This is a genomic window from Variovorax sp. GW821-FHT10C12, from assembly GCF_059415405.1.
The window spans coordinates 2,372,171-2,391,433 of record NZ_JBWKNE010000001.1; the positions used below are offsets into that span (position 1 = coordinate 2,372,171).

The window sequence follows — 19,263 nt, forward strand, 5'->3', positions numbered from 1 at the left end:
AGCTCGCGTGGCAGCGGCTCATGGTGGAGAGCCTTCATGTCGCTGCTGCGTACCGATACCTAGACGCACGGCGTGCGCGGCGACTGTCGTTTGTCACGAAAACTTCATCAAGAAATCGGCACGAGGTCCGGCGCGGCGGGTTTCACGCACATAAGAAGAAGGGCCTCCGCATGGGAGGCCCTTCTGTTTTTTCGCCGGCGCGGGTAGCGCAAAGGTTCAGCCGCTCAGCGTTTCAGCCCCCGCTGCTCGCCCGGCGTGAGCGACTGCATCTGCGCGGTCGTGAGCGCGCCCGCGCCGAGCACCTGCACCACGCCCTTGGGGTCGTAGGCCGCGCCGCTGCGCTCGCGGCCGGCACCGGCGCCACCGCCCTCGCCGCCCGCGGGTTCGTTGCCGAAGCCGAGCACGCGCACGGTGAACACCGAGGGCAGCGCCTGGCGCTGGGCCGCGCGGTCGCGCTGCACGGCGTCCTGCGCCGCGGTGGCGGCCTGCGAGGCGGCGGCGCTGGCGTTGGTGAGCGCACCCACGTTCACCGCCGCCACCACCGGGACGCCGGTGGACTTGCCCTGCACCTGGATGTTCTCGGCATTGGCTACGCGCAGCGCCGCCAGGTTCACGTTGCCCGACACGCGGATGCCCGCCTCGCCGGCGTCGATGGTGCCCAGCGGCGCGATCAGGTCGATGTCGCCCGGCGGCACCTCGGGGATCGGGTTCAGCGTGGCGATGCCGGCGCCGGTGTTGGGCGTGGTCGGCGACAGGCTGACGTTGCCGGCGTCGTCGTACAGGCGCCGCTGCGGCGTGTAGACCACGGTCGACTTGGAGCCGCGCCCGGCGTTGATGTCGCCCTGCGCCGACCAGGCCAGGATGCCGCCGCCGAAGGTGGTGAAGATGCGGCTCTGGCCCAGCAGGATGCTGTCCAGCGAGTAGATCTGCACCTCGCCCGCGCCCTGCGTCAGCACGCCCGAGCCCTCGCCCGGCACGAAGCCGCCGTCCACCCCCACCAGCGTGCGCCCGCCCGGCACGAGGATGTTCACGTTGCCGCCGAAGTTGGTGTGGATGCCGGCATCGAGCGCGTCGTACACGCCGATGTCGCTGGGCCGGCCGGCGGCCGTCCAGGCGTCGCGCCGCAGGTAGCTCTTGCCGGCCTGCGGGCGCTTGGTGAACGGGTCCGAGCTGCTCACGTAGTAGTTGGCGCTGCTGAACATGGTCAGGTCGCCCTGGTAGCGGCGCGCGCCGCCGTCGGCGCCCTGCGCCGGGAACAGCGTGGCGATGGCCTCGCGCCCGCGCAGGTAGCTGCCCCGGCGCGGACCGCCCTCTTCGTTGTACTCGCGCCCGCCGGCGCGCAGCTCGGCGAAGTACACGTTGCGCAGGTACACCTGCTGCTGCTCGGGCGGCAGCGCGGCGAAGAAGGCCTGCGCGTCCATGGTGGCGGCGTCGAAGTGGCGGCCCTGGCTGTTGCGCCCGCCGAAGCGCTCGCGCAGCCAGTTCACCAGGTGCAGGCCTTCGGCCAGGCCGAACTCGCGCACCAGGTCGCGGCGCGTGCTGCCGCCGCCTTCGCTGCGCTGGCCGTCGATCTCGGCCTGCTTGCGCTTCAGGTAGGCATCGGCGCCGGCCTCGTCGCCGCCGTAGCCGAACTGCTGCGACAGCCAGCCGGCCAGCGTGAGCTCGCCGCCGTAGCTGTACAGCGCGGTGCCGGGCTGGTCGGCGAAGGGCTGGCCGCTGGCGGCGCGGCGCTTGGGGTCGAGATAACGCGCGGCGAAGCCGGCCCAGTCCGGCCCGTCGCGGCCCACGCCCACCGCCACCGAGATGCCGGCGCCGCTGCTGCGGTCGCCCGGCTTCACGTTGACGATGGCGCCCAGGCTCTTGAGCTCGCCCTTGTCGGCCATGTACAGCTCGCGCCCGGCGCTCAGTACCAGCTCGCCGGGGCCGGCGATGTGGAAGCTGCTGTTGCGGATGTCGCGCCCGGCCTCCACCACCGACACGTCGTCGGCGTGGCGGTGCACGATCAGGTTGCCGCGCGCCGAAGCGGCGTTCAGCGGCTGCGGCTGCGGCGGCAGTTCCGGCCGGCCGGGAAAGTCGCGCCCGCGCCAGCCCGCGCCCTCCGACGGCACCAGATCGACCTCGCCCAGCGCGGTGCCGGCGCCGACGATGTCGCGCCCGGCGCGGATCGCCACCGGGCCCGCCCCTTCGTACCAGAGCCCGTTCGGCGTCGCCACGCCGGTGTTGGAGCCGCGGTAGACGATCGAGCCGGTGCGCAGGCCCACGATGTCGCCCTCCAGCGCATAGAAGCGCGACGGCGGCTGGCCCGCCGGCGCCACGTCGGCCACGCTGGGCGAGGTGAGCGTGAACAGCGGAAAGCGCAGCGACGAATTCTGGCCGTCCAGTGCAATGGAGGGCAGCAGCGCGTCGGCGGCCGTGTTGTGGATCAGCTCGCGGCCGTACCAGAGTTCGCCGCCCAGCGCGGCGAAGCCCGGCTGGAACGGGTCCACCAGCCGCGACGGATCGGCGCCCGAGGGCGTGACGGTGTAGCCCGCCGCGTGAATGGAGTCGCGCGCCAGCAGCTCCAGCTGCGCGGTGCGCTTCACCGCGTACTGCGGGCCGACCGGCGACGGCGCCAGCGTGAGGCTCCAGGGCGACAGCACCGGCCCGTTGCTCGACTCGTCGCGCACGCCCGAGCTCGCGCTGCCGTAGTACAGGCTGCCGCTGGCCGCCAGCGCGCGCAGCACCGCCGGGTAGACGAAGCGGCCATCGGTCGCCTGGTGGTTGGTGCGATCGCCCAGGTCGGTCCAGCCCAGCGTCGGCGTGAGGTTGCCGCCGGCGCTGAAGAGGTCGATCGCGGTCGACGGCGTCCACAGCGAGAACCAGGTCCAGCCCTCGCCCGGGTGCTGCGTGCCGTTGGCGCTGAAGGGCGTGCCGTGCGTGAGCGTGGGCACGCGCCCCGGATCGGCCACGCCGCCCAGCACCAGGTCGCCGCGCGCGTCGAGCCGCACGCCGGCATCGCCGGGGATCAGCACCGGGCCGCCCGAGGCGATCGACGAGCCCGCGACGTAGGGGCTGAGCGCGCGCGAGTCCTTCGGGCCGGGCGTGCCGAAGTCCAGCTCGATGCCGCCCACCGCGCCGCTTTCCAGCCGCAGCGCGCCGCGCAGGTTGGCGAAGACCCCGTTCAGGTCCAGCCGCATGCGGTCGTAGCGCTGGAGGCTGCCGGCCTGCCAGGTGGTGCTGGCGGGCACCGCGCGCACCTCGGGCGCCGGGTTCAGCGTGCCGCCGATGCGCACGTCCAGGTCGCCGCCGCCGGTCAGCAGCAGCTCGCCCGCGCGCGTCACGCGGCCGGTGCTGCCCACGGCGAGATGCAGGCCCTGGCTGCGCGCCACGTAGGTGGCGCTGTGGTCGCCCATCTGCTCCATCATCCCGGCGTTGCCGCCGGTCTCGAACACCAGGTTGCCGCCGCCCAGCGTGCCGATGCCGGTGAAGCCGACCAGGTAGGGCCAGAGGCCGCCGAGGTCGTAGGTCGTGCCTTCGTGGCCCGCGACGTAGCTGCCGAAGTTGATCCACCACGCGGTGGGCACGCCCTCGGCGCCCGGCACCACGCTGCCGGTGCCCTGGCGCCACAGCCAGTTGCCGAGCATGGCGCTGGGCATCTGCTTGCGGAACACGCCCAGTTCGTCGGTCGTGCGGCGCATGTTGCCGCGCACGCCGATGGTGTCGCCGCGCGCATCGCCCTGCACGCGCATGCGCAGGTTGCCGCCGTGGTCGGGGTACCAGGCGCGGTACAGGCTCTGGCTGTCGACGAACTGCTCAAAGATGTCGTAGCCGCCGTTGAGCACCGTGCCTTGCGGGCCCTTGGCGCGCGGCAGGTGGAAGTCGGCGTCGTCGGCGCGCGCCGCGGCGCGGGTGCCGGCGGTATAGATGCCGTAGGGCGAGCGCTGCGTGAAGTCGTTGCCGGCCAGCAGGTCCAGGTCGCCGGTGCCGGTGCGCACCACGCTGAACAGCGGCTGGCGCACGGGGTAGGACTTGAAGTCCCAGACCTCGGGGGTTTCGGAGACCAGGTCGCAATAGCCGATGTCGCACATGCCCCAGGACACCTCCTCCGGCGTGAGGATGCTGCCCAAGCTGCCCCAGCCTTCGTCGGCCGCCTGCTGGTTCCAGGACCACACCTTGCCGCCGGAGACCAGCTGCTTCGTGAAGGCGTTGCCGTAGTGCGTGTCGGCCAGCAGCAGGTCGCGCTGCGGCCCGCGCGGCTGCAGCGCGCGGCTGTCGGCGGCCTGCGTGTCGGCGCCGGCCACCAGGCGCATCGACCACGACTGCGAGCCCTCGGCCAGCATCGGCGCGATGGCGAAGTTGCGGCCCTGGTTGCCGTCGCCATCGGCCAGGCGCAGCCGCACCGACGCCGCGCCGCCAGGCAACACGACCACCGTCTCGGCCGGGATGACGGCGCCGCGCTGCAGCGGCACCTCGCGCGCCAGCACCGGGCCGTTGTAGCGGTAGAACGGCGGCTGGTTGACGTCCAGCACGGCGCCGTCGGGGAACGGCAGCGGCACGCCGACCGGCCACAGCATCGGGCCGACCTTGGCCGCGCCCGCCAGCCGCACGCCGGGGTCCAGCTGCATGTTCGCGCCCAGCACGAGCGGCTGCGCCAGCACGGTGCCGGCCGCATGAAGGACCTGGCCCGACGCATCGCGCACCGCGCCGCCGAGCACCGTGCCCGCGGGCAGCGTGTAGCCCTCGGTGAGCACCGCGCGCACCGGCAGCACGGTGCCGGCGGCCAGGCTCATGGCCTTGAGCGGCGCCTGGAAGTTGAGCGCGCGCCCGGGCTGCAGGAAGGTGTTCTCGGCCAGCGTGACGGCACCACCGCGCGGCACCACCACGTCGCCACCGAAGGGCACGCGCCCTTTCAGCAGCACCCAGCCGTCGTCGTCGCGCGTGGCCGGCAGCGCCGAGGTGTCGAAGCCGTCGTTGATGCTGCCGTGGATCTTCAGGTTGCCGCCCGCGCGCATCACCAGCGCGCCGGCCTCGCCCGAGCCGTAGACGCCGGTGCGCTGCGTGCGCGCGTTGAGGCTGTCGTAGCGAAAGGCCGAAAGGTCGAGGTCGCCGTCGATCTGCAGGTCGCCATCGGGCGTGCGGCTCACGATCTGCACGCCGGGGCGCAGGTGGAAGGCATCGCCGTACGCGCGCAGGCCGGCCAGCCGGCCGTCGACCAGCGCGCCGTTGGCCAGCACGTTGCGCATGAAGGCCGTGCTGTCCTCGTGCTTGGCCTGCAGGTAGGCCTGGTCGATGCGCTGGTAGGGCCGCCCGCTGATGTCCGGGTCGGTGCCCGTGGGCGCGTCGTCGTAGCGGAAGAAGCCGTTGACGGTGATCGTGCGCGCGCCCTCGATGCGCTGCGTGCCGCCGGCGTCGATGTCGATGTCATTGCCGCGCGCGCCGCCCAGGCGCGGCGCGTTGAGCTCCACCGTGCCGAAGGCGCGCGGCGTGCCGTCGGTGCCGGCGCGCAGGTCCATGCGCGCGCCGCTCTCCAGCACGAGGCGGCCCTGGCCGCTGTCGATCTCGATGGTGGCGCGGTTGGGCGCCTCGATGGCCTGGCCGTAGCTGTCCACGCGCAGCCGCGTGCCGTGCGCATCGAGCAGCGCGTTGCCGGCAATGGTGACGCCGTCGCGCGCCGCCAGCCGGATGCTGCCGACCTGCACGCCGCCGGCGTCCACGGTGCCGGCCACGGTGAGGTGGCCGCCGTCGACCGAGAGGTTGATCTCGCGCGCCTTCAGCTCGTCGCCCACCACCAGGTCGCCCTGCTTGAGCTGGAAGCTGCGCTCGCCGACCACGCCGCCGTCGGTCAGGCGGCGGTTCAGGCCGGCGAAGTCGGCCAGGCGCTGCGCGCGCACGTCGATGCGCCCCGCCGCGTAGGGCACCGCCGTGCCGCCCGCGTCGTACTCGCCGCTGCTGCTGCCGGCGATGCGGCCCAGCAGCTCGACACTGCCGGCGCCCGCGCCGAGCGCGGTGACGGCCAGCCGGCCGGCGCGGTTGTTCTGCGCCGACAGGTCGATCTGCGCGCCCGCGGCCTGGCGCACGTTGCCCGTGCGGCTTTCGATCTCCACGTCGCCGCCCCAGCTGTACTTGTCGACGTCGAAGAAGCGCAGGCGCCGGCCGGCCAGGTCCAGCCGCGCGCCGTCGTGCAGCTGCACATCGCCGTCGGCGCGCAGCACCAGCTTGCCGCTGGGCAGCACCACCGCGGTGTCGAGCGCCACGCTGCGCCCGTCGATGGCGATCTCGGCGCCCAGCGCGCGCGACGCGTCGGCGTCGGTCATCGTGGCCGGCCGCATGCCTTGCGGCGCGGCCACGCGCACGTCGCCGCCGGCGGTGTAGCGCATCACCGAGCCGGCCTCGCCGGTCAACAGCGGCGTGTCGATGCGCAGCGCACCGCCCGTGCGCACGTAGCCCTTGGCCGCCTCGTCCCACGCGCCCTGCGACTGGTAGACCGAGAGCGAGCCCTTCTGGCGCGCCGTGACCTGCTCGCTCGCGTTGAGTTGCACCTCGCCGAAGCCCAGCACCAGCCGGTCCATGTCGTGCACGGTGTCCACGCGCATGTCGCGCGCGGCGCCCAGTTCGATGCGCCGGGCGTCGATCTGCAGCCGGCCGCTGCCGGTGCCCGCCCCGCCTGTGGCCACCAGGCCGGGCGGCGTGCGCGTGCCGTTCCACACCAGCACGTCGGTGTGGATGCGCGCCACGCTGTCGGCGTCGCCCCAGCCGTAGATCGCGGGCGTGGTCAGCATCAGGCGCGCGATCGTCGACTGGCCGGTGACGGGGTCGATGGTCGACAGCTGCGTGGAGCCGAAGAAGTTGACTGCGTCGCGCACGGTGAACACCAGGTTCTCCAGCGCCGGTGCGCCGGTGCTGGTGTCGCCGCGCAGCAGGCGGTCGAGCACCGACTGGTTCAGCGTCAGGCCCGGCGGCAACGCGCCGCGCGCGGCGGCGTCGCCCAGCGCGCGTTCGCCGCCGACGTTGATGCCGCCCAGCGCCAGCACCAGGTTGCGCGTGCCGTAGCGCGTGCTTTCGCCCAGCGTGAAGGCCTGGTCGGTGGCGGCGGTGATGGTGCCTTCGGAATACAGCCGCGCGCCGGCGCTGCAGCTGCCGCTGGGGGTGCACACGCCGATGTCGATGCGGCCGGGGCCCGTTTGGCCGCCGCTGGACGCGGACGGTGGCTGGATGTCGATCCAGCCGTTGGACACCGCCAGCACGCTGCGCAAGCCCGGCTCGTAGATGTAGCCGCGGCGCGAGTCCCAGGCCGCCGGCCCGCGGCCCAGCGTGTCGATGCCGGCACCGGACTCGACGGTGATGCCCGAATCGCGGCGGTCGGTGACCAGGAACACCTCGCCCGCGCGCAGCACCGCGCCCTCGCGCAGCACGATGCCCTCGGCGGCGCTGCTGAAGCCCAGGCGGTTGGCGTCCTTCAGCCGGTCGGCCGCGGTGGGGTCCTGCACGAAGGTGCCCGCCGGCGCGCCGCCGATGGCCAGCTGCGCGGCGCCGATGGCGTTGAGGTCGCGCGCATGCAGCGAGGTGCCCTTGAAGTCCGGCGTGGGCGCGGCGCTGTCGCCCAGCACCTCGAAGGAGCGCGCCGTTCCGCCGAGCACCAGCGCCGTGCCGCCCATGCCGTCGCCCACCGTGGCGTAGCGCGCGGTGCCGGCGAAGCGCAGCGCGGGTTCGCCGGGCATCTCGCCCGCCGAGCCCTTCAGGCCGAACTGGAAGCGCAGCGCCTTGGCGTCGCGCTCCAGCAGCGGGCGCGGCACGCCGTCGCGCAGCGCCTGCGCCACGGCGAAGTCGGCGTAGCCGGTCTCGTTGTACTGCGCGTAGGTGCGCAGCACGTCGCCCGGCGTGAACACCGCCTGCAGCGGCAGCGCATCATGGATGCCGGTGCCGGCCACGCCCAGCTGCGCGGGCGCGGTGTAGGAGCCGTTGCGCATCGCCGTGGCGCTGCCCGGCGCGCCGACCTGCGCGGCCAGCCCGTTGAGCTCGACGCGGAAGGCGCCGGGCAGCAGCGCGTAGGTAGAGGGCATCAGCGTGTAGCGGCCCGGCGGCAGGCCGGGCACGCCGGCGCCGATGGTGATCTGCCGGCCCAGCGCCGGATCGCTCGCGCCCTTCTCGGCGCCGAGCGGCGCCTGCAGCGGCTGCACGCCCGGCACGATGGCATAGACCGGGTTGGTGGCCAGGCCGGGCAGCACGAAGCCCTTGCGCTGCGCCCCCACCTGCACCAGCGGGTGCATGCGCGCGTCGGTGGAGCCGCCGCGCCCGGCCAGGAAGGCGGTGCCGGTGAGCGTGCCGCCGCCCGACATGTCGAGCACCGCGCCCTCGCGCACGTCCACCGCGTGGCCGGACAGCGTGATGGCCGGGCCGACGCCGGGCACGCGGTAGGCCACGTCCTTGCCGTTGAAGAGATAGGTCAGCCCGTCCTGCGTGCCGCCGTAGGGCATCAGCAGCCCATCGGCGCTGACCGAGGTCAGGCTGCCCGCATGCAGTTGCACGGTGCTGGTGGAGGTGTCGCCGAAGACGCTGCCCAGCGCGATGCCGCCCAGCGGCGCGCGCAGCACGCCGCGCTGCTCGATGTGGGCGGCGTGGAAGGTGAGCGAACCGAAGGCCGACTGCGGCATGGCCGGCGTGTCGCCCACGCGCTCGATCACCAGCCGGCGGTTCATGTCCATCTCGGCCTGGCGGGTGCCCCACTTGTCGATGACGTTGCGCTGGCCGACCTGCACCAGCCCGCTGTCGCCGGTGGCCGGATAGATCTGCGCCGCCGCCAGCGTGAGGTCGCCCGGCACGTAGAACCTGGCGTTGTTCGAGAACCGCAGGTCGCCGCTGCTGCGCAGCAGCGTGCGGTCGAAGGCGTTGCGCTCCACGACCAGATCCTCGGGCACGTTGCGCACGATGGTGCCGCGCACGCCCTGCTGCACCATGCCCGCCAGGTCGATGAGCTGCGCGTCCAGCCGCAGCGAACTGCCGGCCGACACCAGCGGCACGCCCAGCGTGCCGGCCCCTCCGCCGGCGTTGCGCGAGCCGAGCACCGGGTTGGGCAGGATGTAGTCGTCGGGCTGGGTGCGCCCGCTGGCGGCCATGCGGATGTAGGGCGCCGCCAGGGCCACGCGCGCGTCGGGCGCGGACGCTTCGGCCAGGGCCAGCGCGGTGGTGGTCAGGCGCAGGCTCTGGCCCAGCGAGAGATCGACGCTGCCGTCGAAGGACAGCATGCCGTGGCTGAGCAGCGACAGGTTGTCGAAGCCGCCGTCGTGGATGCGGTCGACGCCGATGCGCGCCGTGCCGTAGGCCAGCGCGCCGTGCGCCTGGCCCGGGCGCAGGCCGGCGGCGTCAGCCACCGCGCTGCGGCCCTGCACCTGCGCCAGCAGCATCTCGCGCGGCACGCGCACCGCGTCGTCGACGTTCTCGCCCTTCAGGTTGTAGCGTGCCACCGTGCCGTAGATGGGCGTGTCCAGGTTCAGCGCCAGCATGCCGCCGGCCGCGCCCGCGCCACCCGCCGCGGCGCGCATGTCGCCGTCCAGGAACAGGCCGCGGAAGGAACTCAGCGCGATGGTGCCGCCGTGGCTGGCGACCTCGGTCGCGCCACGGCCCGGCAGGTCGAGCGTCGCCGAGGCGCCCGAGGCCTCCAGCCGCGCGCCGGGGCGCAGCACCACGAAGGCATCGGCCGCGTCCACCTGCGTGGCATCGAGCACATGGCGCCCGCCGATCTCGATGGTGCCGCCGTTGGCCACCTGGCCGTAGCGATGGCCGCGCGCGTCGGTGGCCACCACGGGGCGCGCGGCGGCGTCGATCAGCGCGTGCTCGCCGATCCAGTACGAGCGCGCGTTGGGCATGCCGTCGGCCAGGTTGCGCGCGTTGCCCATGCCGTGCTCGCCCGGCAGCAGCGCGACGCGCCCGCCCCAGGCCGAGAGCGTGCCATCGACCGTGATCTGGTCGTTGCCGCGCAGCGTGAGCGTGCGGCCGGGGTCGAGCGCGATGTGGGCGCCCTCGCCCACCACCAGCGGCGCGCGCTGGTAGCGCGTGCCGGCCTCCAGCGTCAGGTCGGCGCCGGCGCGCTGGGTGAGCTTCTGCTTCACCGGGTCGTCCTGGTACACCGGCGGCATCCACAGCGGCAGCGCGACGGACGGGTCGGCGCCGGTGGGCGCGAGCGCGCCGGCGACAGGGTCGAAGCGCTGCACCGGCATGCGCACGTCCACGCGCGCGCCGTCGGCCACGGCCACGCCGTCCTGGCCGCGCACCGTGTACTGCGCGAAGCCGCTGTGAAACAAGTCGGTGTCCAGGCGCAGCAGCGGCTGCACCGCGACCGCGCGCGGCAGCGCGGTGCCGGCGACGATCGGCGTGCCCGCGGGCATCACGGTGTCGGCGGCGGCCACCGTGCCGGCCTTGTACGACGTGGTCTTGGGCGGGATCGGCAGGCCCGAGGGGAAAACGTCCTTGGGCAGCACGTAGCCCTGGGACAGCAGGGTGATGGCCGCCAGCACGCTGCCGGCCGGCACCGTCTGGCCCGGCTCGTAGCCCTTGCCGTCGAGCAGGAACGCCTGCGTGCCCGACGGCACCACCCAGTCGGCGCCGGTGATGACGGTGCGCGCGTTGCTGACGCCGGGTTGCACGCTCTCCTTGAGCGCCTCGCCCGGCAGCGCACGCGACACCGTGACGGCGAAGTCCATCGGGATTTCGCTGCCGGCCGCGATCACGTAGTCGCCGGCCAGCCGCAGGTGCACGGTGCTGCTGCGCCCCGCCGCGAGCTGCCCGTCGCCGCCCGCGGGCAGCTCGCCGATGCCGATGGCCGCGCCGTTGGCCAGCGTCAGCTTGCCGCCGCCCTTCACGCCGTGGCCGCGCACCTCGCCGTCCATGCGCAGCGTGCCGGGGCCCGCGCCTTCGTTGCCGGGCTGGGCCGCCATCAGCGTCACGTCGCCGCCACGGCCGCCGCGCAGTTCGTTGCCGGCCAGCAGGGCCGCGCCGCCCGACACATCGACGAGGCTGCGCGCACCGAGCACCACATCGCCGGTGCTGCGCAGCGTGACCTGCCCGCCGTCCACGTAGGGCAGGCCCTCGATGCGGTCGGGCGACTGCGCGATGTGGCTCCAGAGGCCGCGCGCATCCAGCCGCACGCCCTCGCCCACCGCCACGCGCGGCGCGTAGCCGACCGGCAGCACGTCGGCAATGGAGATGTCGACCCAGCTGCCGCCGTTGGCGCTGGCGAAGCGGCTGACCAGGTCGCCCAGCGCGATGCTGCCGCCGCGCGCAACCAGGTCGGCGTCCACCGCCACCGTGGGCGCGTGCAGCGCGATGCTGCCGCCGGGCGCGACCGCGAGCGCGGACGTCACCGCCACCGTGTCGTTCGCATAGGCGACGACGCCGCCCAGGCGCTGGCGCTGCAGCCACTGGCTGTCGATGCGCACATGGCCCGCAAGGTCCTTCGGCAGCGCCTCGCCGGCGGCCAGCGCATCGGCGAGCGCGGCGGGCGCCTCGGCGAAGGTGACGCGGTCGACCCGCGCGGACGGGTTGTCGCGCAGCAGGCCGGTGGCGGCGTCGTAGACCGGCGCCACGCCGCCGATGACCAGGCGCCCGGCCAGCGGGGCCGCGGTCTGCAGCTGGCGGTAGCTGTCCAGGCCGGCATCGCGCTTGCGCTGCTGGCGCTCGCCCTGGAACACGGTGGCGTCGATGTCGCCTTCGAGCACCGCGGCGCGCGTGCCGACCTGCACCTGGCCCGCATCGCGGCCCACGGTGTAGCCGTTTTCCAGCCGCTCGCGCGGCGCGATCAGCGGGTTGTAGAAGTAGCCGGTGGTGGTCTTTCCCCAGCGCGCGTGCTCGTCCTCGAAGCCGCGGTACAGGCCGGTGTAGACGATGTCGGCCGGCGCGGTCGACAGGTTGTACAGGCGCCCGTCGGGACCCTTGAGCCAGCTTTGCTGCAGCCGGCCGGTCTGCACGTCGAGCGTGCCGCCGGCCACGTTGATGCGCGAGCCGCGCTGCGTGACCAGCTCGCCGCCGGCAAAGGCCACCGTGCCGCCCGACGCGGCCCATTCGCCGACCGTGTGGCCGTCGGTGTTGAGGTAGCCGCCGACCTCCAGCAGGCCGCCGCCGGTGTACCAGCGTTCGCCGACATAGCCGTTGACGCCGGCCGCCACGCGCACGAGGTCGCGGCGATCGATCCACATGTCCAGGTTGTTCAGGCGCTTGCCGTCGCGGTTGAGCGGCGCGTCGCGCTGCTCGTTGCCCTGCACGTTGATCTTCACGTTGTTCGACGCCATGGCCACGCCGACGCCGACCGCGCCGGCCACGTCGATGGCGGCGCCGCTGGCCACGCGCGTGCGGCGCTCGGCGCGCGCCTGCACCTGGCCGCCGGTGGCCAGGGTGAGCGAGCCGCCGTCGAAGTCGATGTCGCCGGCCGAGTCGATCTTCACCAGCGACTGGTCGCGGCGGTTGTAGCCTCCGTCGCTCAGGCGCATCGAGTCCTTCAGCAGGGTGTCGCGCTGCACGTCGAGCGCGGTCGCGCCGTCGTTCTCCAGCACGATCGCGCTGGTGCTCTGCGGCGCCAGCGTGACGCGCGCCTCGCCGGCCTCGCCCACCGCCCGCAGGTGCAGCGTGCCGCGCGTGTTGACCGAGCTGCTGGACAGCAGCACGCCCTGCTGCTCCACGGTCTTGCCGACCAGGGTCACGTCGCCGGTCGGCGCGGCGATCAGGCCGGTGTTGCGCACGCGGCCGGCGGCGCTGCCGGCCAGGCGCAGCGGATCGACCTCGTTGCCGCGCGTGCTCGAGTCGCTGTTGCCGTCGGTGCCCATGCCCTTGCGGATCACGAAGGCGTCGCCGGCGGCCAGCACGGTCTGGCCGTTGGCGGTCGTGATGCTGCCGTGGTTGTGCGCCTCGCGCCCGGCCAGCAGCACGTAGCCGCCGCCCTCGGTGACGCTGGTGGGCCGGCGCGTGGCGATGCGCGCGCCGGGCTCCACCACCACGTCGGCGGTGGCCGCGCCGTGCGTGGCGCCGGTGGCGTGGAGCACCAGGTCGTTGGCCAGCACCGGCACCTGGGTGCTGCCGCGCGTTTCGCTGTACAGGCCGCGCTTGAACTGCGCATCGCTCATGCCCACGGCCGCGGCCACGAGGTTGCGCGTGTCGACTTGGCTGCTCCCGCTGAACACGATGCCGTTGCGGTTCACGACCATCACCGTGCCGTCGGCCTGGATCTGCCCCTGGATCTGCGAGGGCCGCGCCTTCGGATCGTTCACGCGGTTGAGCACCGACCAGCTGGCCTGCTGGTCGAACTTCACCGTGGTGTTCCTGCCGACGTTGAAGGTCTCCCAGTTGAGGATGGCCTTGTCGCCCGTCTGCGCGACCGTGACCACGGTGCGGCCATCGACGTTCTTCTGCGAATCACCCGTCAGCGGGCGCGCGTTGTGCCAGCCGGCGGTGAGCGCGTTCGTGTCGACCTTCAGGCCGCCTTCGGCCAGGCCGTCGGGCACCGACGGATCGTGCTGCGCGGCGGCGCGTGCCGCAGCCTGCGCCGACTGCTGCGCCGCGATGGCGCGCGCCGCCAGGTTCAGGTTGCCGAGGGACTGCTGCAGCTGTTCGTTCGCACGCTGCTGCTGCGCCTGCGGCCCCGCGAGCATCGCGGCCGGCAGGCCGTTGGGCAGGCGGCCGGTGGCGAGCGCGGTGCTCTGCGCCATGTTCTTCTGTGCCATCCATGCGCCGCTGAACGCCTGCTGCGCCTGCGCGCCGTCGAACGCGGCGCCGCCGGCCAGCAGCAGCGCGATGGCGCGCACCAGCGGCGTGAGCCGGACCTGCGCGAATGCAGCGGACGAATAAGAAGAAGAGGACGCGTTCGGCGGATTGCGCCGGGACACCGTGCGGCGGCTGCTGCGTTGCATGCGGACTTCCATGGGTTCGTGTTTCGTTGCTCGATCGGGGCCACGAAGCGCAAGGGCCCGTGGACTACCGAGCTATGACAGCGAAGGTCCGGCGCGACTGCACCATGTCACGAAATCTTCACGAACACGCGGATCGGCACGCTGCGACGCACTTCAGGCGCTGGCGGCGCCCAGCAGCACGATGCCGCCGGGCAGTTGCGTGAGCTCGGCGCCGTACACGTCCCGCACGAGAAAGGCCACGTCGTCCAGCCGGTCGATGGAGAAGCTGGCCTGCACGCGGCTGCGGCCCAGCGCCTCGTTCGTGAGGATGAGCCGGCCGTGGCGGTAGCGGTTGACCTCGGCCACCACCTGCGACAGCGGCACCTGGTCGAACACGAGCTGGCGGCGGCGCCAAGCGACGACGGGGCCGGTGTCCACGCCCGTCACGACGCCGAGCCCCGCAGGGCCGTAGCGCAGCTGCCGGCCTGCGTCGATCCGCGCCTGCTGCGTGCCCTGCGCCACGTCGACCTGGCCCGCGAGGCAGGTCACGCAGACCTCGCCGTCGAGGTGTCGGATGTTGAAGCGCGCACGCGTGGCCGACACCGTGCCGCCGCCCGCCGCGACCGTGACGCGCGCCGAGGCCGGGCCGCCGGCCAGCACTTCGGCCTCGCCGGACACCAGTTCGATGGCTTCGCCCGCGCTCTCCGTCGCGCCGCGGCGCAGGTTGATGCGCGTCTGCGTGTTCATCTGCAGCACCACGCCGTCGCCCATGGCGACCTCGCGCTGCTCGCCGGTGGCGGTGCGGTAGTCGTCGCCCCATTCGGCGACCGAGGGCCACAGCGCCAGCGGCGGCGACACCGCGAGGTAGGCGACCGACGCCGCGACCGCACCGCCCAGGAAGGCGCGGCGTCCGGGCACCGGCAAACGACGGCGGGCCGCCTCGCGCGCCTCCTGCTGGCGCACGCGCTGCGCGGCCGGCGCCATGGCCTGCCACACCTGGCGCGCCTGCACGAAGGCCTGCGCGTGCGCGCGGCTGCGCGCGCACCAGAGCCGGAAGGCCTGGGCGTCGTCTTCGGTGGCCTGTTGCGAGCCGAGCCGCACCACCCAGGCTTGCGCTTCGCGTTGCAGGGTCTGCTTCATGGCCTCGGTCGCCTGGGGTTCTTCAGCGGTCATCATGGGGAGACTGTTTTCCGGCGCCAGGACCGAAGCGCTGGATGAAATCCCGGCCGAGCCGCTCGCAGCAATGTTCCAGGCCGGCGCGCAATTCCTTCTCGACCGTGCGCGCCGACACGCCGTAGCGCGCCGCGATGTCCTTGTGCGGCATCTCGTCGACGCGCGCAGCCAGCACGATGGCGCGGCGGCGGCGCGGCAGCTCGGCCAGCGCGCGCTCGAGCGCCTCGAGTTCGTTGCGCGCCTCGGCGCCGCGCGCGGGGTCGGCGGCCTCGTCGGCCATGTCGTACAGCGCCTCGACCTCGCCCACGCTCAGCAGCCGCGCGTTGCTCTTGCGCTGGTCTTCCGCCACGTTGAGCGCAATGCGGAACAGGTAGGCCGAGGGGTAGCGCACGGCGCTGCGCACGGTCGAGTTCTCCACGCGCAGGTAGGCCTCCTGCAGCGCGTCGTTGGCGAGGTCTTCCGAACCGAGGCGGTGGTGCAGGTGCTTGCGGAACTGGGCATAGCGCGCGAGGAACAGCGCACGCAGCGAGGCCTTGATCGATTCGGACATACGCCTCAGCCTGCGCGCGCGCGCAGGTACGGCCGGCAGTCGCGCGCCGGGTCGGGGCGCGGCGTCAGCAGGAGCGTGACGGGTTGCGGCAGCGTGGCCGGCGGCGCTGTGTCCAGGCCGAGCGTACGCAGGCTGGCGAGCACTGTGGCATCGCGCGCGGGCACGCCGCTGCCCTCGAGCAGGCGGGCCTCGGTGACGGCGCCCGCCGGGTCGATCCACAACTGGACCGCGAGCCGGTAGCGGCCGAAGGCGTCGGGCTGCGCGATGCACAACACGCGCGTGACCGCCCCCTGCAGCACGGCCGCGTAGGCCTGCAAGGCCGGGACGTTGCCGGCCGTGGGGGCACCCGCCGGCGCGCGTTCGTCCGGGACGGCAGTCGCCGACGGCGCCGGCACGAGCGTGAATGCGCTGGCGCCGGTGTAGCGCGCCACCAGCCCGGTGCCCACGAGCATCCGCTGCAAGGCGTCGCGCGGTGCGAAGTCGCCCTGCACCGGCGACGCCTCGCGGTCGTCGGTGAGGCGGCTGGTGACGAGCACCGAGTGACCGGTGAGGTGGCCGAAGACGGCGAGGGAGCGTGCCAGCGGCTGCGCCGGCAGGTCGAAATGCAGCGCCGGCGCGTCGCTCGCCGGGTCGTCGGCTGCCGCGGCGTGGGCGGCGCACATCACCAGCGCCATGACCAGGCACCAGGACAGTGTCAGGCCACCGCCCGATGCGGAAGTACGTGTCATGTGACGGAGGATCAACAGCAGCAACGAAGGGTCTGGAAAGCGGCCGTCCGCCGTGCGGCCCGGGTGAGCGTGCGGGCGAGACTAGCGGCCGTGCATGACCGACATGTGACGTTTCGTTCACACTTCCGAACTCGCGAGATTCCGTCTTCTTCCTGACTTGCGCGCGGTCCAGACTGCCCGGTTGGCCGTGATCGCGGCACGGCGTTTCTTCTTCTTTTTTCCTGGGGTGCAACGATGCGCGTCGGTGTGTGGCTGTTCGGCGTGATGCTCTCGGTGATCGGCACTGGCGCGGCGGCGCAGACGACGCCTTCCGGCGGCGGCGAGGCCGACGGCAGCTGCGTCGAAGTGGTGGTGAACGGCGAGCGCACGCCCGCCTACGACTGCCTGACCCGCAAGCTCGCGCCCACGATGCCGGCACGCGCGCCGGACGACGCGGCGCCCGGGCTGGCCTCGGAAGCGATCACGCAGCGGCCGGGCAATCAGCTGGGCTTGTTCAATCGCGCGGCGACCGGGCACCGCATGGGCAACACCTTCGGCACCTCGGTGTATCCGCAGCGTCCGCCGCCGGCGGTGTACACCTCGCCGCTGCTGCCGCCCCGGCCCTGAGCGAGGCCATGCGGGAAAAGAGGCCGGGCGTTCAGAGTTGCTGGGTCACCAGCACCACGAACCCGGCCAGCGAAATGGCGACGCCCATGGCTTTCCTGAAGGTCTTCAACATGTCGTGTGCTCCATCGGTGAGATCCGTGAGCCTCGATGGTGCGCCGCCTGCGGGCGCAGCGGGTTTGGCAATCCCGATGGCCGGGATAGAAAAACTTCAACCGCAGGTGCGGCGGGTGCGGATGAACCCGGTCAGCTCGCCCGTGCGCCGGTCCGGGCTTCGGCGAGCGACAGGCGCTCGCGGGCGAACTGGCTGGCCCGCAGGCGCACGCGCGCGAGCGCGGCGTCCAGCGAGGGTTGTTGCATGAAGACGAGCACGCCGCGCTTGAGCCCGCGCAGGCGGAGTTCGGCCACGCCGGCATAGCGGCCGCCGGTGGTCTGGCGGATGTCGATCTCGCTAGACCAACCGTCGGAAAGCTCGACGAAAAGATGTTGCTGTGTGGCGCTCATGTCAGTGAGGAGCTTAGGGCTACTGCCGGCGCCGCCCTAGGACATAGTTCCTAGGTATTAGCATTTAATTTCGTTTAATAACAATTTCACGCGCTTCGCGCAAAGGGACACCATGTGTGAACATCCGCATGACTTTCGGCACTCGCGCCGAAACAGCGTGCCATCTAGGATGGAGCGGCCGTGATCCGTCTCCCTCTTTCTGCGCATCCTCCCGACCGGCCTGCCCCGCAGGTCGACACCGTCCGCCCCGATTTCCGCGCCGCCGCATGAAGGACGAGATCCACTCCGCCGAACACCTCTACACCATCGAAGTCGAGGGGCGCAACGTCACGGTGCGCGACGTGATGGTGGCGGCATTCACCTACCGCATCAAACTCGAGGAACTGCTCGGCTCGCCCCGGCAGGTCGCGCACTGCTACCGGCTCTGGCGCCGGCTCGAGCGGCTCGACGAACCGCCCATGACCCGCCTGGACATCAAGTACGCCACCGCCTGGCGCGACGCGCATGCGCAGGCCTGGCAGGTGGCGCAAGTGTTTCTCACCGACCCGCACACCAAGACCTTCGTGCTGCGGCTCGCCGCTCCCTAGCGCGCGTCAGCGCATGTGCGCCATGTCGCGGATGTCGGAGCGCAGCGCGCTGCGGTCGGCGCCCACGAGCGGCAGGTTGACCAGCAGTTCGAGCCGGCGGCGCAGCGAGTACAGCACCTGCAGCGCGCCATGCGCCGCGTCGTCCGGGCCGGTGTTGGCGCCGGCCACGTCGGGGTAAGGCCACAGGGCCGCATCGGGCTGGCCGGGCCAGCGCGGCTGCAGCGGTTCGAGCGAGGGGTCGAGCGTGATGACGACATCGGCGTTGTGCGATCCCGCGCGCGCCAGCAGGTCCCAGCTGCGCGGCGGCGAGATCGGCAAGGCCATGCCGGCGCTGCCCAATGCCTCGACGGCCGCGGGGTGCACGTCCGCCGCCAGCCGCCCCGGCTGCCCGCACGAGCGCACCGAAAAGCGCTTCGCATCGAGGTGGGCAAGACAGGCCTCGGCCAGCACGCTGCGCAGCGAATTGCGCCGCGAGACAAAGACAACCTCGATCCGTTTCTGCATGGTCGAACGACTATAGCCACGCCGTGTGGCAGGTGGGTGCCGAAGCACAGGGACCCTTTTGCAGACGCCTGTTTACCCCGGACCTGCATACATGACAAATAAGTGTAAACACTCGTAAACCTTGCGGGATGGGTCGGCGTTAGAACCGCATGACAACCGACCCCTCCCTCGTTGTGCTTGCTTTCCTGGTCGGTCTTGCCGCGGGCGTGACGCTCATGAGCATGCTGGCAGTCCTGCGTTCCGACCAGGACCGCCTGCCGCGCTCCGAGCACACCCGGCTGTAAGGCAGACCGCGGGCATCGCCTGCCGGCACGTGGCCGGCCGGCGCAAGCGGGCGCGCTTGTTCAGAACCCCGACTGCTCGATCAGCACCGAGGTCGCCGCATGGATCCAGCGGCGGGCCAGGCTCTCGCGGGTGCCTTCGAAATGCGCGCGCACCTCGCGCACCCCGTCGACCGGCGCGTCGTCCTCTCCCTCCACCGTCACGCGGAACCAGGCTTCGGCCGGGCGCAGGTCTTTCTTCTGCGCGGTCGGGTTGAGCGCGATCGGGCCGCCGTGGTCCTGCGCCAGCAACAGGTGCGGCAGCCGGCGCACCGGGCTGTTGTCGATGGCGCGCAGCGACTGCCCGCCGCCACGGCCGCGCCGCCGTTCGCCTCCATCGCCGCCAGCCGCGCCACATATTCGACCACCCGGGAACCGGGCCCCGTCCGGCCATGTCCTGCCGGCTGCCGCGCGCTGCGAGGAGCGGGTCTGCGGCACGGGGTT

At 72.9% G+C, this 19,263-nt stretch carries 10 protein-coding genes; 3 read left to right on the forward strand and 7 right to left on the reverse strand.

Annotated elements, in window-relative coordinates; all coding sequences use genetic code 11:
• Positions 1 to 224: 224 nt before the first annotated feature.
• The 4 genes from AC07OH_RS11285 to AC07OH_RS11300 form a co-directional block, all read right to left on the reverse strand.
• Positions 225 to 13,871, reverse strand: a complete 13,647-nt coding sequence (locus tag AC07OH_RS11285; RefSeq protein ID WP_495300680.1) for a filamentous hemagglutinin family protein — start codon at positions 13,869 to 13,871, stop codon at positions 225 to 227.
• A gap of 153 nt (positions 13,872 to 14,024) precedes the next feature.
• Positions 14,025 to 15,026: a FecR family protein gene (locus AC07OH_RS11290; RefSeq protein WP_495300681.1), complete on the reverse strand. Its 1,002-nt coding sequence runs from the start codon at positions 15,024 to 15,026 to the stop codon at positions 14,025 to 14,027.
• Positions 15,013 to 15,573 (reverse strand): RNA polymerase sigma factor, encoded by a 561-nt coding sequence (locus tag AC07OH_RS11295; protein ID WP_070061200.1) that lies wholly within the window; start codon positions 15,571 to 15,573, stop codon positions 15,013 to 15,015. The genes AC07OH_RS11290 and AC07OH_RS11295 overlap by 14 nt, the downstream gene beginning before the upstream one ends.
• Positions 15,574 to 15,578: 5 nt before the next feature.
• Positions 15,579 to 16,301 carry a secretin and TonB N-terminal domain-containing protein gene (locus AC07OH_RS11300; RefSeq protein WP_495300682.1) on the reverse strand — a complete coding sequence of 241 codons (723 nt, stop codon included), beginning with the start codon at positions 16,299 to 16,301 and terminating at the stop codon, positions 15,579 to 15,581.
• A gap of 234 nt (positions 16,302 to 16,535) precedes the next feature.
• Here AC07OH_RS11300 and AC07OH_RS11305 point away from each other — a divergent pair, with 234 nt between their 5' ends.
• Positions 16,536 to 16,907 carry a hypothetical protein gene (locus AC07OH_RS11305; protein WP_495300683.1) on the forward strand — a complete coding sequence of 124 codons (372 nt, stop codon included), beginning with the start codon at positions 16,536 to 16,538 and terminating at the stop codon, positions 16,905 to 16,907.
• Positions 16,908 to 17,150: 243 nt separating this feature from the next.
• On the opposite strand, the gene AC07OH_RS11310 is transcribed toward AC07OH_RS11305, so the two are convergent.
• Positions 17,151 to 17,408, reverse strand: coding sequence for a hypothetical protein (locus AC07OH_RS11310; protein WP_095947032.1), 258 nt, complete (start codon positions 17,406 to 17,408; stop codon positions 17,151 to 17,153).
• A gap of 266 nt (positions 17,409 to 17,674) precedes the next feature.
• Here AC07OH_RS11310 and AC07OH_RS11315 point away from each other — a divergent pair, with 266 nt between their 5' ends.
• Entirely contained in the window at positions 17,675 to 17,995 is a 321-nt protein-coding gene (locus tag AC07OH_RS11315) for a hypothetical protein (protein WP_062482657.1), read from the forward strand.
• A gap of 6 nt (positions 17,996 to 18,001) precedes the next feature.
• Here AC07OH_RS11315 and AC07OH_RS11320 read toward each other — a convergent pair whose 3' ends face one another.
• A complete protein-coding gene (locus AC07OH_RS11320; RefSeq protein WP_495300684.1) occupies positions 18,002 to 18,499 on the reverse strand; it encodes an arsenate-mycothiol transferase ArsC in 498 nt (165 codons plus the stop codon).
• Between the two features lie 149 nt (positions 18,500 to 18,648).
• On the opposite strand from AC07OH_RS11320, the gene AC07OH_RS11325 reads away from it, so the two are divergent.
• On the forward strand, positions 18,649 to 18,783 hold the full coding sequence (locus tag AC07OH_RS11325; protein ID WP_260684871.1) for a hypothetical protein: 135 nt from the start codon (positions 18,649 to 18,651) through the stop codon (positions 18,781 to 18,783).
• A gap of 60 nt (positions 18,784 to 18,843) precedes the next feature.
• Here AC07OH_RS11325 and AC07OH_RS11330 read toward each other — a convergent pair whose 3' ends face one another.
• Positions 18,844 to 19,257, reverse strand: coding sequence for a hypothetical protein (locus AC07OH_RS11330; protein WP_495300685.1), 414 nt, complete (start codon positions 19,255 to 19,257; stop codon positions 18,844 to 18,846).
• Between the last annotated feature and the right edge of the window lie 6 nt (positions 19,258 to 19,263).